Genomic DNA, 13,913 nt, shown 5'->3' with positions numbered 1-13,913 from the left:
ATGACCACGCAAGCCCAGACCACCGACCGAGCTCTTACCCCTGGTATTTTCACGCCGAACCCGCAACGTGCATCACTTGCACAGATGGCACTGGCACAAGGCCGCGTTGAAGCAAGGCTGATGCTGCGCCACGGCGAACAGCTCCTCGTCAACCTCATCATCCCTGCTGCGGTGCTCATCGCAGCCACGCACATACCGATGTTTGGCGACGACACCGACTTCAACGCACTCGTTCCGATGGTGTTTGCTGTTGCTGCTACCTCGGCTGGCTTCACGGGCCAGGCGATTGCCCTTGCGTTTGATCGTCGATACGGAGCGCTCAAGCGCGTGGGCGCCTCGGGCGTGCCACCATGGACCATTGTCGCCGGGAAAATCTTCGGTGTTCTCGCCACCGTTTTGGTACAGATCGTCGTCCTCGGCGCGATTGCCCTGTACCTGGGCTGGCGGGTCTCGGTCGCAGGCGCTGGATTCGGCCTGATTACCCTGCTGTTCGGCGTGGCGGCGTTTACCGCCATGGGACTACTGATGGGCGGCACGTTGAGCTCCGAGCTAGTCCTTGCGCTGGCAAACCTGATCTGGATTGCGTTCATGGGCATCGTTGGATGGGTGGTCTATTCCGGAGACCTTTCTAGTGCCGGTGTTTGGAATGCTGTGCCCACGGTCGCGCTAGCCGGCGCTTTGGCAGATGCTGTTGACCTGCGTTTTAACGTGTCCGCTTGGGTCTCGCTCGCAGTATGGACTGTCCTAGCGATCATCGGGGCGGTGCGCCTGTTCCGCTTTGACGACTAACCGCGATACACTCAAGCCGTTATTCATCCGAAAGTTGGAGAAGTTTTGTCGACCACCACTGCCCAACCAAAGTCCCAAAGCCGTTTCAAAGAGGCCTGGGAAGATCCCTCACTCCACCTGCAGCGCGTTCTCGGCATGGTGCTGCTCATCTGCCAAGGTGGCATTACGGTCACCGGCTCGCTTGTCCGCGTGACCGGTTCCGGTCTCGGTTGCGACACCTGGCCGCTGTGCCACGAGGGCTCACTCGTGCCGGTTGCGGGCGCTGCACCTTGGATTCACCAGACAATCGAGTTTGGTAACCGCCTGCTCGCCTTCGTCGTCGCCGCTGCCGCAGTCCTTGTCCTAATTGCGGTATACAAAGCGAAGCGCAGCGACGCAATCAAGACGATGGCTTGGGTTTCCTTCCTCGGCGTTGTTGTCCAGGCCGTCATCGGCGGCATTTCAGTACGCCTCGACCTGCAATGGTGGTCCGTCGCGGTGCACTTCCTGCCGTCGATGCTGCTCGTGTGGGTTGCGGCAGTGCTCTACATGCGCATCGCAGAAACCGATGCGGCCGATCCGACGCGCCGCTTTCCCGCGCATGCTCAGACCTGGACCGTCATCGCCGCCGTCGCGCTCTGCTTTGTCCTCGTTACCGGCACTATGGTTACCGGCTCGGGTCCACACTCGGGTGATTCCGGTGTTGGCATGGAAGGTCGTCTCGACCTCGACACCCGGATGCTCGCCTATGTCCACGCCATCTGCATGTACGTCTACCTCATCGCAACCTTCGTCGTCGCTTTCATCTTGCGCCGCTCTGATGCCCCTGCAGACGCAAAACGAACCGTCTGGGTGCTCATTGCATTGATTTTTGTGCAGTGGGCCATCGGCGTCATCCAGTTCAGGATGGGTGTTCCACGCTGGACAATCCCAGTCCACATCGGCATGTCATCAACGGTCGTGGCATTTAGTGCATTCCTTTTCGCACACGGAAAGCGTCGTTTGCCTACGCTAGTGTGACATGAAGGCAATTCTTGTTACCAAACATGGCGGCCCGGAGGTACTCGAATACACCGAGATCGCCGATCCCGTTCCAGGCGAGGGGCAATTGCTTGTCGACGTCGACTATGCCGGCGTCAACTACATAGACACGTACTTCCGCTCCGGAACGTACGCCTCTGAGCCTCCCTACGTCCCCGGCACCGAAGGTTGCGGCCGAGTGGTCGACGACCCATTGGGGGAAATCGCGCCGGGTACGCTCGTCGCTTGGCACGACGCTCCAGGGTCCTACGCAGAGAAGGTTGCCGTCGACCGCAACCGTCTCGTCGCAGTGCCGGAAGGCGTGCAGCCCGAGGTTGCGGCATCCATGCTTCTACAGGGGATGACCTCGCACTACCTTCTCCACGGTGTTCGAGATACCAGGCCGGGAGACACCATGGTCATCACTGCTGGCGCCGGTGGCGTCGGCCTTATCCTGACCCAGATGGCTGCGGCGCTCGAAACCACGGTTTATTCGATTGTTTCTAGTGACGAGAAAGAGGATCTCGCGTACAAAGCCGGAGCGACCAAGGTGTTCCGATACGGAGACAAGGGCTCCGCTCTCGCAGAGGAAATCAAGGAAGCCAACGGTGGCAAGGGCGTCAACGTGGTCTACGACGGCGTTGGCAGGGACACTTTCCAGTTTGCCCTTGAGGTCACAGGTCCGCGCGGCCTCGTGTGCTCCTTCGGTTCCGCGTCGGGCGACGTGGAGCCGTTCAAGATTCAAGAGTTGAACCAGCACGGAGCGCTGTTCCTCACCCGCCCCTCGCTGAAGCACTACGTTGCCACAGACGAGGAGTTCCTCATGCGCGCACAGGCAGTTGTCCGTGCTATCGAGGACGGTACCGTCCGGATGCGCGTCCACCCGCCGTATGAGCTCAAGAACGCCCGCAAAGCCCATGAGGATCTGCAGGCGCGTAAGACCACAGGTTCTGTGGTGCTCAAGATCGAGCGGGATTAAAAGAGCAGTTCTCCGATAGTCTCCCAGCCAAGCACGGCGTCAAAGGACAGACCGAGGAACAGGGCCGCGAGGTAGTTGTTCGACAAGATGAACAGCTTCAGCGGTTTGACCTTCTCGCCACGGACGATGCCGTTGTGCAGCTTGGTCGCCATGACGAGGAATGCGACACCGGATACCACGGCAATCACGAGGTAAATCCACGACGCAGCCGGCACGAGGCCAAACGAGACAATGACGGTCAGCCAGGAGTACAGCACGATCTGACGGCTGGTTTCTTCTGGCGAGGCCACCACCGGCAGCATCGGCACATTCGCACGCGCGTAGTCTTCCCTGTACTTCATTGCTAGCGCCCAGGTGTGCGGTGGTGTCCAGAAGAAGATGATCAGGAACATCACGATGGCCTGCCACCAGTGGTCTGGCGTTCCGTCGGTGACGTTGTCGCGGATCACGGCCCAACCGACGAGCACCGGCATGCAGCCAGCCGCGCCGCCCCAAATCACGTTTTGCCACGTGCGGCGCTTGAGCCACTTCGTGTAGACGAAGATGTAGAACGCGTTGGTCAAGATGATGAAGAACGCCGCCAACCAGGACTTACAGAGCAAACCAAGCCACAGCACACTGATGATCAGCAGTGCCCATGCAAAGATGGCGGCCTTTTGCTTGGTGATCTTGTGACGGACCAGCGGGCGGGCGCGCGTACGCCCCATCTTCTGGTCGATGTCGTAGTCGGCCACCATATTGAACGTGTTTGCAGCGCCGGCACCCATCCAGCCTCCGAGGAGAGTTGCGAAGACGAGCCAAACGTGAACTTCGCCGCGGTCAGCCTGGAGCATCGCCGGGATTGCGGCGACCAGGAGTAGTTCAATGACCCTCGGCTTCGTCAACGCGAAATATGCCTTAATGGTCTCCAACAACTCTCTCCTTTTTATTCTTCAGGTGGCGCAGGGCACTCATACCTTTGGACGATGGTAGCCGTTCCCCCACTGTAGGCACGAATCGAACACGCCATAAGGGTCACGCAGTATGCTCTTGGGAGACCTCATCAGACTCAACTTAAGCGAGGAATGAAGTGACGCTGCCACCCGAGCTGCAAGCCATGACTGTCCGCAACTACCCGTCGGATTGGACCGATACTGACACCCGCGCGGTTGATACCGCCCGCGTGCTGGCGGCCGACGCGGTGGAGAACTGCGGGTCCGGACACCCGGGTACGGCGATGTCCCTGGCGCCGCTCGCCTACACCCTGTTCCAGCGTGTGATGAATGTTGACCCGTCCGACAAGGATTGGGTTGGCCGCGACCGCTTCGTGTTGTCCAACGGCCACTCGTCGTTGACCCAGTACGTGCAGCTCTACCTCGGTGGTTTCGGCCTCGAGCTGCAGGACTTGAAGGATCTGCGCACCTGGGGTGCAAAGACGCCGGGGCACCCGGAGTACAACCACACTGACCATGTGGAGATCACTACGGGTCCACTCGGCCAGGGCCTTGCCTCCGCTGTGGGCATGGCAATGGCTTCTCGACGAGAGCGCGGCCTCTTCGACCCTGAGACGCCTGCTGGCGAGTCCCCGTTCGATCACTACATCTATGTCATCGCTGGCGACGGCTGCCTCCAAGAAGGCGTCACCGCAGAGGCATCTTCGCTTGCAGGTACCCAGCAGCTGGGCAACCTCATCTTGTTCTGGGACGACAACCGGATCTCCATTGAGGACGACACCCAAATCGCGTTCACCGAAGACGTGATGAAGCGTTACGAGGCCTACGGTTGGCAGACGCTGACCGTCGAGTCGGGCGAGGATGTCGTGGCAATCGAAGCAGCCGTCGCAGAGGCGAAGGCCGAGACCACGAAGCCGACCATTATCCGTGTGAAGACCGTCATCGGCTACCCGGCCCCGAACCTGATGAACACTGGTGCTATCCACGGCGCAGCTCTCGGCGCGGACGAGGTAGCTGCGGTGAAGGCTGAACTCGGCTTCGATACCGACGTTCACTTCCCTGAGGAAGCCGACGTGATCAACCACACCCGCAAGCTGCGTGAGCGCGCAGCCGAAAAGCGTGCCCAGTGGGATGAGAAGTTCAACGCCTGGGCTGCGGCAAACCCGGAACGCAAGGCGCTGCTGGATCGCCTCACTGCCCGTGAGCTGCCTGCGGATTGGAAGAAGGACTTCCCCACTTGGGAACCGGATGCCAAGGGCCTAGCTACCCGAAAGGCTTCTGAAGCTGCGATCCAGGCTGCGGCCGCTATGCTGCCTGAGCTCTGGGGCGGTTCTGCGGATCTTGCTGGTTCCAACAACACCCTCATTAAGGGCGAGCCGTCGTTCGGTCCTGAGTCGATCTCTACGGAGATGTTCACGGCGAACCCGTACGGCCGCAACCTCCACTTCGGTATTCGTGAGCACGCGATGGGCGCTGTCATGAACGGCATTGCCTTGCACGGTGGTACTCGCGTATACGGTGGCACCTTCCTCATCTTCTCTGAATACCTCTACCCCGCCATCCGCGTTGCCGCACTGTCCGGCATCGATGGCTACTACGTGTTTACGCACGACTCGATCGGCCTTGGCGAGGACGGCCCAACTCACCAGCCGGTGGAGACTCTGGCTGCGCTGCGCGCTATCCCGGACGTTGCAGTGATTCGTCCGGCAGATGCGAACGAGACTTCTGCTGCGTGGATCGCGGCACTCGAGGCGAAGGAACAGCCGAAGGCCCTGGCCCTGTCGCGCCAGAACCTGCCGGTGCTCGAGGGCACCAAGGAGAAGGCGTTCGACGGTGTCGTCCGCGGCGCTTACGTCCTGGTTGAGAGTTCGAAGGAGACTCCGGACCTGATCATCATGGCGACCGGCTCCGAGGTGCAGTACGCGGTTGAGGCCGCCAAGGTGCTCGAGGAAGATGGCACCGCAACGCGTGTGGTTTCCGTGCCGTCCATTGATTGGTTCATGGAACAGGACGAAGACTACATCGACGCTGTTTTGCCTCGCGAGGTCAAGGCCCGTGTGTCTGTCGAGGCAGCAACCTCCATGCCGTGGTTCCGCTTCCTCGGCGAGTTCGGCCGCGCTGTGTCGCTGGAGCACTTCGGTGCTTCTGCCCCGGGCGCGGAGCTTTTCGAACGCTTTGGTTTCACCACCGACAACGTTGTCCGCGTCGCCCGCGAGACTCTTGCATGCGTGCGAGATAACCGCAGCGTGCCAACGAGCCAGCGTGTTGGCGACACCGAGTCCGAACCAACCCGCGGCGACGGAAAGTAGGAGTGCATGACTGCTATCGACGATCTGTACAACGTAGGCACGTCAACGTGGCTGGATGACCTGTCGCGTGAACGCATTGCTACCGGCAACCTTGCTGAAGTGAAGGCATCGAAATCGATTGTCGGCGTAACCACTAACCCGGCGATCTTCGCTGCGGCGATGAGCTCGGGCACACACTACGACGAGCAACTCGCCGAGTTGAAGGCTGCTGGATCTGCTGCTGATGCAGCGGTTTACGCAATGAGCGTCAAGGACGTTCAAGATGCGTGCGACCTGTTCCGCGATACGTTCGAGGCAACGGGTGGCAAGGACGGTCGCGTGTCCATTGAAGTAGATCCTCGCTACGCAGCCGACGAGGCAAAGACCATCGAACAGGCAAAGGAGCTCTGGAATCAGGTCGACCGGGAGAACTTGATGATCAAGATTCCCGCGACCGACGAGTCGCTTCCGGCCGTCACCGCCGCCCTCGCTGAAGGCATTTCGGTCAATGTGACGCTGATCTTCTCGGTAGAGCGCTACCAGCAGGTCATCGACGCGTACAAGGAGGGCATCCGTCAGGCTGCCGCGAACGGCCACGATGTCAGCACTATCCATTCGGTGGCATCGTTCTTCGTATCCCGTATGGATAGCGAGGTGGACAAGCGCCTCGAGGTCATCGGCACCGACGAGGCTCTCGCGCTTCGTGGCAAGGCAGGCATTGCGAACGCCCGCTTGGCGTATGCGCTGTTCCAAAAGGAGTTCGAGGCGGAGCTCATCGACGAACTGCCTAACGGCGCGAACAAGCAGCGTCCGCTTTGGGCGTCAACGGGTGTGAAGAACCCTGAGTACCCTGCGACGATGTACGTCACGGAGCTGGCCGGACCGGATACTGTAAACACGATGCCGGAGAAGACTCTTGACGCGGCGCTCGCGGATGGCGGTGTGCACGGCGACACGCTCACCGGCACCGAAGCTGTCTCCCGCGAGGTGTTTGCGGCGCTGCGTGAGGTTGGCATTGACGTTGAGGATGTCGTCGCCACGCTAGAGCGCGAAGGCGTAGAGAAGTTTGTGGACGCGTGGCAGGAGCTGCTCGATTCGATGACAGCTAAACTCGCCTAATGTGACTAACCCACTCCGTTCCGCTGAGGACAAGCGGCTGCCCAAGATCGCTGGACCTTCCGGCATGGTTATCTTCGGTGTGACCGGCGATCTGGCCCGCAAAAAGCTTCTTCCCGCGATCTATGATCTAGCGAATCGTGGCCTCCTCCCCGGCGGGTTCACGCTCGTCGGCTACGGGCGGAGGGACTGGACACAGGCTGATTTTCAGGCCTATGTCCGTGAAGCAATCGATGCGGGCGCGCGCACTAGCTTTCACGAGAATGTGTGGCAGCGCCTCGCTGAAGGTCTTCAGTTTGTCAAGGGCAACTTTGATGACGACGACGCCTTCGACGCCCTTGCGGCCACGTTGAAACGCAGCGACGCGGAACGCGGCACTGCTGGCAACTGGGCGTACTACCTGTCGGTACCTCCCGATTTTTTCGCGGATGTGATCCACCAACTTGATCGCAGTGGTATGGCCCACGCAGGTGAAGGCGAGTGGCGGCGCGTGATCATCGAGAAGCCATTTGGGCACAACGCGCAGTCAGCACACCAGCTCAACGAGGTGGTAGGCGCCGTGTTCGACGAGCGCTCCGTGTTCCGCATCGACCATTATCTGGGCAAAGAAACCGTCCAAAATATTTTGGCCCTGCGCTTTTCTAACCAGCTCTTCGAGCCCGTGTGGAACTCGCACTACATCGACCATGTGCAGATCACCATGGCCGAGGACATCGGCCTCGGTGGTCGGGCGAGCTACTACGACGGCATCGGCGCAGCGCGCGATGTTATCCAGAACCACCTGATTCAGCTGCTCGCGTTGGTTGCCATGGAGGAGCCGACATCGTTCTCGCCACGGCAGCTGCGCGCGGAGAAGCTTAAGGTGCTTCGTGCCACCACCGCTGTCGGTCCGTTCTCTGAGACGACGGCACGCGGCCAGTACACCGCGGGTTGGCAGGGCTCTGAACGCGTCGTAGGGCTGCGGGAGGAAGACGGATTCGATCCGAATTCGACAACTGAGACGTACGCAGCATGCACGCTAGAAATCGCGTCGCGACGCTGGGCTGGTGTGCCGTTTTATCTGCGCACCGGCAAGCGCCTAGGCCGACGGGTGACCGAAATCGCGCTTGTCTTCAAACAACCCCCGTACCAGCCGTTTACAGAAGGCCAGACGGATTTGCTGACCAACAACGCAGTGGTCATCCGCGTCCAGCCCGACGAAGGTGTTCTCATGCGCTTCGGTTCGAAGGTCCCTGGTGCGGGTATGGAGCTTCGGGACGTGAACATGGATTTCCACTACTCGGAGGCGTTCACGGAACAGTCCCCAGAGGCGTACGAGCGTCTCATCCTTGATGCGCTGCTTGACGAGTCCAGCCTGTTCCCCACCAACGCCGAGGTGGAGCGCAGTTGGCAGATTCTGGATCCGGTGTTGGACTACTGGGCGGAACATGGCGCCCCTGAAGACTATGAGGCAGGCACCTGGGGTCCTGCGTCCGCTGATGAGATGCTTGCCCGCGAGGGCCGGGCGTGGCGTCGTCCGTAACGGAGCAGAAAGGGTTCGACGTATGATCATCGATCTTCCTAACACCACCACGAAACAAATTGAGACGTCACTCGCACGCGTGCGCGAGAGCCATTCGCTAGCTACCGGTCGCGTCCTGACGCTTTTGGTTGCGGTAGATGAAGACAGCGAGCTTCTCGACAACACCTTGTCCACCCTCCGGGACGCCTCTTTCGAGCACCCAGCACGTGTACTCGTGCTGGTCTCCGGCGACCCGGCTAAGGAATCGCGTCTCGACGCCCAAGTGATGGTTGCGTCCAACGCAGGCGCCTCCGAGGTCGTCGTCATGCATCTGCGCGGGGAATTGACGCAGCACCTCGGTGCGGTGGTGACACCCCTTCTGCTTCCCGACACCCCCGTTGTCTCATATTGGCCAGGCGCTGCTCCAAAACGGCCCGCCGAAGAGCAGTTGGGACACATTGCGCAACGTCGCATTACCAACATTCGTGGTGCGAGCCGCGATGGATCGCTCGCGGAGTTGGCGGCAGGCTATACGCCCGGCGATTCCGATATGTTGTGGTCTCAAATCACTCCCTGGAGGGGAATTCTCGCTTCGGCGCTTGACCGGTTCCCTGAGCACACAATCACGGGTGCAGAGGTCGCCGGTGCTCCTGGAGACCCCAGCGTGGATCTTGCGGCCGGCTGGCTCGCTGACAGCCTCGATGTGGAGGTAACACGTTGCGACGAGCATATCTCCGGCTTCCCCATCGCCCACACCATCATCCACACTGACGGCGGCGATGTTGAAGTCGTTGCTGAGGGTGAGTACACGGTACGCATTTCGGTACCAGACATGGCTGACTCGCGCGTCGCAATGGGTGAGCGCACTGACGCCGAATGTCTTGCCGAAGAACTTCGCCACCTCGGTCCCGATGCCATCTACGGCAACGCTTTGAACGGCTTAGGAAAGGTACGACACGCATGATTTATCCGAATCTCGAGGCTCTTATCGACGACACCGCCGCCGACGTTGCGGCCGCCATCCGCGACGCTCAGCGCTCAGGCGACGGCCGCGCTCGAGTGGTACTGACCGGCGGAACCGCGGGCATCGCTCTCCTGCGACGTCTGCGCACCGAAGCGATCGACTGGGCAAACGTAGACATATTTTTCGGCGATGAACGCAACGTACCGGTAGACCACCCCGAGTCCAACGAGGGCCAGGCCCGGGAGGCGTTGCTTGACCATGTCGACATACCCGAAGCGAACATCCACGGCTACGGGTTGGACGGTGGGCCCATGGATGCCGCGGTAGCGCGTTATGAAGCAGCCTTAGCGAAGTTTGCGCCGGATGGCTTCGACCTCCACTTGCTCGGTATGGGCGGCGAGGGTCACATCAACTCACTGTTCCCTCACACCAGCGCCGTGCGCGAACATGATGCCATGGTCGTCACGGTTACTGACTCCCCCAAGCCGCCAGCCGAGCGGGCGACCCTGACCCTGCCTGCGGTCCAGTCAGCCGACCGTGTGTGGTTGCTCGTTTCCGGCGCAGAGAAAGCCGAGGCTGCCTCCCACGCAGGTGACGGTGTTACGGCAGCTCAGGATTGGCCGGTCGCCGGCGCAGTTGGGCGTAAAGAAACGGTCCTGCGCATCACCGAGGATGCAGCAGGACCGTTGAACTAATTCGCTGTTAGGACGCGAACGTCTGGATCAGATTCAGACCGATGATGCAGGCGATCCAGATGATCGCCATCAGCACGGTCACGCGGTCCAGGTTGCGCTCCACGGTGGTGGAGCCGGACAGGTTCGCCTGAACACCGCCACCGAAGAGGCTGGACAGACCGCCGCCCTTGCCTTTGTGCAGCAAGACGAACACGGTCATGAGGATCGCCGAAATCACCAGCACGATCTCGAGAGCAAGAGCCATCTGCGATACCTTTCCAAATCACATTGGTGCAAACTCTGTTGAGCCTACACCACTTTCTGGTGGGAACTTACATCGACGCGTTCGCGGCAGCGGCAGCAAGCTTCGCAAACTCCTGGCCATCCAGGGAGGCACCGCCGACGAGTCCACCGTCGACGTCGGGCTGGCCCACGATCTCTGCGACGGTGTCCGTTTTCACCGAACCGCCGTAGAGGATGCGGACCTGCTCGGCTGCGTCGTCGCCCGCAAGCTCACGGACAAGTTCACGGATGCCGTGGCAGACCTCTTGCGCGTCCGCGGCGGAGGCTACCTTGCCAGTACCGATTGCCCAGACGGGCTCGTAGGCGATGACGACCTTGGACGCATCCACACCAGCTAACGACTCACGCGTTTGCTTGACCACGAAGTCGAGGTGGTCGCCCGCCTCGCGGACCTCGAGTGGCTCGCCGACGCAGACGATTGGCGTGATGCCGTGTTCAAGGGCCTTCTTCGCCTTGGCAGCGACCTGCTCATTGGTTTCGCCGTGGTACTCGCGACGCTCCGAGTGTCCGACGACCACCCAGGTGCAGCCGAGCTTCTCCAGCATCGCGGCAGAAATGTCGCCGGTGTACGCGCCGTTGTCGTGCTCAGACACGTCCTGCGCGCCGTAGGTGATCTGGAGCTTGTCGCCTTCCACCAACGTCTGGATTGAACGAAGGTCTGTGAACGGGACAGTCAGGGCGATATCGACTACCTCGTAACCATCCTTCGGGAACGCGAAGACAAGCTTCTGCGCGCTCTGGATCGCCTCAAGGTGATCGTGGTTCATCTTCCAGTTGCCCGCGATGAGTGGTGTACGTGCCATGGATAGACCTCCTTACTGCAGAACAGAAACGCCAGGCAGGTCCTTACCCTCAATCAATTCGAGGGAAGCGCCACCGCCGGTCGAAATGTGGGAGAAGCCCTCTTCGTCGAGGCCCAGAGTGCGCACGGATGCCGCCGAGTCGCCGCCGCCGACAACCGTGAAGGAACCGTTGTCCTTCGTCGCTGCGATCATTGCCTCAGCCACTGCCTTGGTGCCGTCGGCGAAGTTCGGGAACTCAAACACACCCATGGGGCCGTTCCAGAACACCGTCTTGGAGCCCTTAATTGCCTCGGCGTAGTTCTTTGCGGTCTCCGGTCCGATATCCAGGCCCATCCATCCCTCCGGAATCTCATCCAGACCGACGACCTTCTTCTCGGTGTCCTTGTCAAAGCCAGCACCCGCAGCGACATCAACCGGCAGAAGCAGCTTCTCGCCGAAACGTGCGATGAGCTCCTTGCAGGTATCGATCATGTCGTCCTGCAGCAGCGACTTCTGCACGTTGTGGCCCTGGGCCGCAAGGAAGGTGAAGCACATGCCACCACCGATGATGATCTTGTCTGCCTTCTCTGCAAGCGCCTCGATCACACCGAGCTTGTCGGACACCTTCGAGCCACCGAGCACCACAATGTAGGGGTTCTCTGGCTTGTCCTTGACCGCAGACAGGATCTCTACTTCCTTATCGACGAGGAAGCCCGCGTACGCCGGTAGATTCTTCGCAACGTCGTACACGGACGCCTGGGCACGGTGCACAACGCCGAAACCGTCAGATACGAACGCGCCGTTGTCAGCCGCCAACGCAGCGAGCTCAGCTGCGAATTCAGCGCGCTCCGGCTCGTCCTTTGAAGTCTCGCGCGGATCGAAACGGACGTTCTCCAGGAGCAGAATCTCGCCCTCGGTCAAGCCGTTGGCACGCTCGTGGGCGTCCTCGCCACTGACGTCGCCTGCCAGCGGGACAAACTGCCCGAGACGTTCCGACAGCGCCTCTGCAACCGGTGCGAGAGAAAACTTCGGGTTCACCTCGCCCTTCGGGCGGCCGAGGTGTGCCATAACGATGACCTTCGCGCCGCCGTCGAGAAGCGCCTTCAGCGTAGGCAGCGACGCGTCAATGCGACCGGCATCGGTGATGTTGCCGTTCTCGTCGAGCGGAACGTTGAAGTCGGAACGAACGAGGACGTGGCGGCCGTCGACGCCTTCGTCGAGAAGCTGCTGCAAGTTCTTAGTCAAGGGGTCTCTCCTTTTAGTTCGGTGAACGCATCCCATCGTATGAAAAACGGGTCCGCCGCGCTGGAAGCGCCACGGACCCGGGGGTGCCATAACTTAGAGCTTGTCCGCGACCAGCTTGGTCAGACGGATGTACTGGGCGGTGTAAGACCACTCGTTGTCGTACCACGAGATGATCTTGACTAGGTTGCCGTCGATGACGCGAGTCATGCCAGCGTCGAAGATAGCGCCGTGCGGGTCACCGATGATGTCGGAAGAGACGATCGGGTCCTCGGTGTACTTCAGCGCCTGGCCGAACTCGCTGTCCTCCACAGCCTTCTTCACTGCCGCATTGACCTCCTCGACAGTGACATCCTTGCCCAGGGTCACGGTGAGGTCGGTGGCGGAACCGGTGATGGTCGGCACACGCATTGCGAAGCCATCGAGCTTGCCCTCAAGGCTCGGGAGCACGAGCGCCACAGCCTTAGCTGCACCGGTGGTCGTCGGAACGATGTTCTGCGCTGCCGCGCGGGCGCGACGCAGGTCCTTGTGCGGAGCATCCTGGATCCGCTGGTCACCTGTGTAAGCGTGGATGGTGGTCATCAGGCCACGCTCGATACCGAACGCCTCGTCGAGGACCTTCGCAACCGGCGCGAGCGAGTTCGTGGTGCACGATGCCGCGGAGATGATGTTCTCCTCGCCCGTGTAGTCGGCGTGGTTCACGCCCCACACGTAGGTGCCGTCAACTTCCTTGCCCGGTGCGGAGATGATGACCTTCTTCGCGCCAGCATCAATGTGTGCCTGAGCCTCCGGCCCCTTGCGGAATACGCCGGTGCACTCCAGCACAATGTCAACATCCAGGTCACCCCAGGCGAGGTTTGCCGGGTCCTTCTCAGCGGAGACCTCAATACGGCGGCCATCGATAGAGATCGAGTGGTCGTCGTACTCGATGTCGTGCTTGAACTGGCCGTAGGCCGTGTCGTACTTCAGCAAGTGCGCGAGAGTCTCATTGTTCGTCAAGTCATTGATCTTGACGACCTCGAGCTCGCCCTTGTACTCGTCCTCGATGATGCGGAGCGCGGAACGTCCGATACGACCGAAACCGTTAATGCCAATGCGCGTAGTCACTGTATTTTCTCCTCGATGGTTGTAGAAAACCTCGTACGCAAGCCAGTGTATCTGCGCCTCTCACAGCCTGCAGGGCGCAAATTCGCCCCAAGGCCCCCTCCCCACAACCAGGGGGAGCATTCCCCCGTCGTGCCGATTCTGAATGTGGTTTCCCACACCACGACACCTCAGCGCCCCCACTCCCCTTGGGGAAATACCGCCCGCTCAGGGCATGTCATGTATCCCACAGGCAACTGT

General features: G+C 60.7%; 13 protein-coding genes. 8 read left to right on the top strand and 5 right to left on the bottom strand.

Going from position 1 to position 13,913, the window contains the following annotated elements; genetic code table 11:
- The 3 genes from HMPREF2785_RS09095 to HMPREF2785_RS09085 are packed head-to-tail and all read left to right on the top strand — an operon-like array spanning nucleotide 1 to nucleotide 2,767.
- Nucleotides 1–789, top strand: coding sequence for an ABC transporter permease (locus tag HMPREF2785_RS09095; protein WP_070615016.1), 789 nt, complete (start codon nucleotides 1–3; stop codon nucleotides 787–789).
- Between the two features lie 45 nt (nucleotides 790–834).
- The gene (locus HMPREF2785_RS09090) at nucleotides 835–1,788 is read left to right on the top strand and encodes a COX15/CtaA family protein (protein WP_070615015.1); all 954 of its coding nucleotides are present in this window, start codon (nucleotides 835–837) and stop codon (nucleotides 1,786–1,788) included.
- 1 nt (nucleotide 1,789) lies between these two features.
- A complete protein-coding gene (locus tag HMPREF2785_RS09085) occupies nucleotides 1,790–2,767 on the top strand; it encodes a quinone oxidoreductase family protein (RefSeq protein WP_070615014.1) in 978 nt (325 codons plus the stop codon).
- Here HMPREF2785_RS09085 and HMPREF2785_RS09080 read toward each other — a convergent pair.
- Complete coding sequence (locus HMPREF2785_RS09080; RefSeq protein ID WP_288870091.1) at nucleotides 2,764–3,681, bottom strand: heme o synthase; 918 nt, start codon at nucleotides 3,679–3,681, stop codon at nucleotides 2,764–2,766. The genes HMPREF2785_RS09085 and HMPREF2785_RS09080 overlap by 4 nt on opposite strands.
- 155 nt (nucleotides 3,682–3,836) lie before the next feature.
- On the opposite strand from HMPREF2785_RS09080, the gene tkt reads away from it, so the two are divergent.
- Genes tkt through pgl form a run of 5 tightly spaced genes read left to right on the top strand, consistent with a single transcriptional unit; the run spans nucleotide 3,837 to nucleotide 10,263 of the window.
- Nucleotides 3,837–6,008, top strand: a complete 2,172-nt coding sequence (gene tkt / locus HMPREF2785_RS09075) for a transketolase (RefSeq protein ID WP_371440500.1) — start codon at nucleotides 3,837–3,839, stop codon at nucleotides 6,006–6,008.
- Between the two features lie 6 nt (nucleotides 6,009–6,014).
- Entirely contained in the window at nucleotides 6,015–7,106 is a 1,092-nt protein-coding gene (tal, locus tag HMPREF2785_RS09070; protein WP_070451418.1) for a transaldolase, read from the top strand.
- A 1-nt stretch (nucleotide 7,107) separates the two neighbouring features.
- On the top strand, nucleotides 7,108–8,625 hold the full coding sequence (zwf, locus tag HMPREF2785_RS09065; RefSeq protein ID WP_070615012.1) for a glucose-6-phosphate dehydrogenase: 1,518 nt from the start codon (nucleotides 7,108–7,110) through the stop codon (nucleotides 8,623–8,625).
- Between the two features lie 22 nt (nucleotides 8,626–8,647).
- Entirely contained in the window at nucleotides 8,648–9,568 is a 921-nt protein-coding gene (locus HMPREF2785_RS09060; protein ID WP_070615011.1) for a glucose-6-phosphate dehydrogenase assembly protein OpcA, read from the top strand.
- Nucleotides 9,565–10,263: a 6-phosphogluconolactonase gene (gene pgl, locus HMPREF2785_RS09055; RefSeq protein ID WP_070615010.1), complete on the top strand. Its 699-nt coding sequence runs from the start codon at nucleotides 9,565–9,567 to the stop codon at nucleotides 10,261–10,263. Before HMPREF2785_RS09060 ends, pgl begins: the two co-directional genes overlap by 4 nt.
- Nucleotides 10,264–10,270: 7 nt before the next feature.
- Here the strand turns inward: pgl and secG are convergent, their stop codons facing one another.
- The 4 genes from secG to gap form a co-directional block, all read right to left on the bottom strand.
- Nucleotides 10,271–10,507, bottom strand: coding sequence for a preprotein translocase subunit SecG (gene secG / locus HMPREF2785_RS09050; RefSeq protein ID WP_070423126.1), 237 nt, complete (start codon nucleotides 10,505–10,507; stop codon nucleotides 10,271–10,273).
- Between the two features lie 67 nt (nucleotides 10,508–10,574).
- Nucleotides 10,575–11,348, bottom strand: a complete 774-nt coding sequence (gene tpiA / locus HMPREF2785_RS09045) for a triose-phosphate isomerase (RefSeq protein ID WP_070615009.1) — start codon at nucleotides 11,346–11,348, stop codon at nucleotides 10,575–10,577.
- A 12-nt stretch (nucleotides 11,349–11,360) separates the two neighbouring features.
- Entirely contained in the window at nucleotides 11,361–12,572 is a 1,212-nt protein-coding gene (pgk, locus tag HMPREF2785_RS09040; protein WP_371440499.1) for a phosphoglycerate kinase, read from the bottom strand.
- A 93-nt stretch (nucleotides 12,573–12,665) separates the two neighbouring features.
- On the bottom strand, nucleotides 12,666–13,676 hold the full coding sequence (gap, locus tag HMPREF2785_RS09035; protein ID WP_070423123.1) for a type I glyceraldehyde-3-phosphate dehydrogenase: 1,011 nt from the start codon (nucleotides 13,674–13,676) through the stop codon (nucleotides 12,666–12,668).
- Nucleotides 13,677–13,913: the final 237 nt, after the last annotated feature.

This window comes from Corynebacterium sp. HMSC067D03, assembly GCF_001811185.1.
GTDB classification, from domain to species: domain Bacteria; phylum Actinomycetota; class Actinomycetes; order Mycobacteriales; family Mycobacteriaceae; genus Corynebacterium; species Corynebacterium coyleae.
Note: the sequence above shows the minus strand (reverse complement) of the source record. Positions and strands in the feature narration are given on the sequence as shown.

Excerpts from the sequence above, each read along its gene's own strand:
- HMPREF2785_RS09095 (WP_070615016.1), top strand. The coding sequence starts at position 1 with ATGACCACGCAAGCCCAGACCACCGACCGAGCTCTTACCCCTGGTATT.
- HMPREF2785_RS09085 (WP_070615014.1), top strand. The coding sequence starts at position 1,790 with ATGAAGGCAATTCTTGTTACCAAACATGGCGGCCCGGAGGTACTCGAA.
- tal (WP_070451418.1), top strand. The coding sequence starts at position 6,015 with ATGACTGCTATCGACGATCTGTACAACGTAGGCACGTCAACGTGGCTG.
- HMPREF2785_RS09060 (WP_070615011.1), top strand. The coding sequence starts at position 8,648 with ATGATCATCGATCTTCCTAACACCACCACGAAACAAATTGAGACGTCA.
- pgl (WP_070615010.1), top strand. The coding sequence starts at position 9,565 with ATGATTTATCCGAATCTCGAGGCTCTTATCGACGACACCGCCGCCGAC.
- secG (WP_070423126.1), bottom strand. The coding sequence starts at position 10,507 with ATGGCTCTTGCTCTCGAGATCGTGCTGGTGATTTCGGCGATCCTCATG.
- tpiA (WP_070615009.1), bottom strand. The coding sequence starts at position 11,348 with ATGGCACGTACACCACTCATCGCGGGCAACTGGAAGATGAACCACGAT.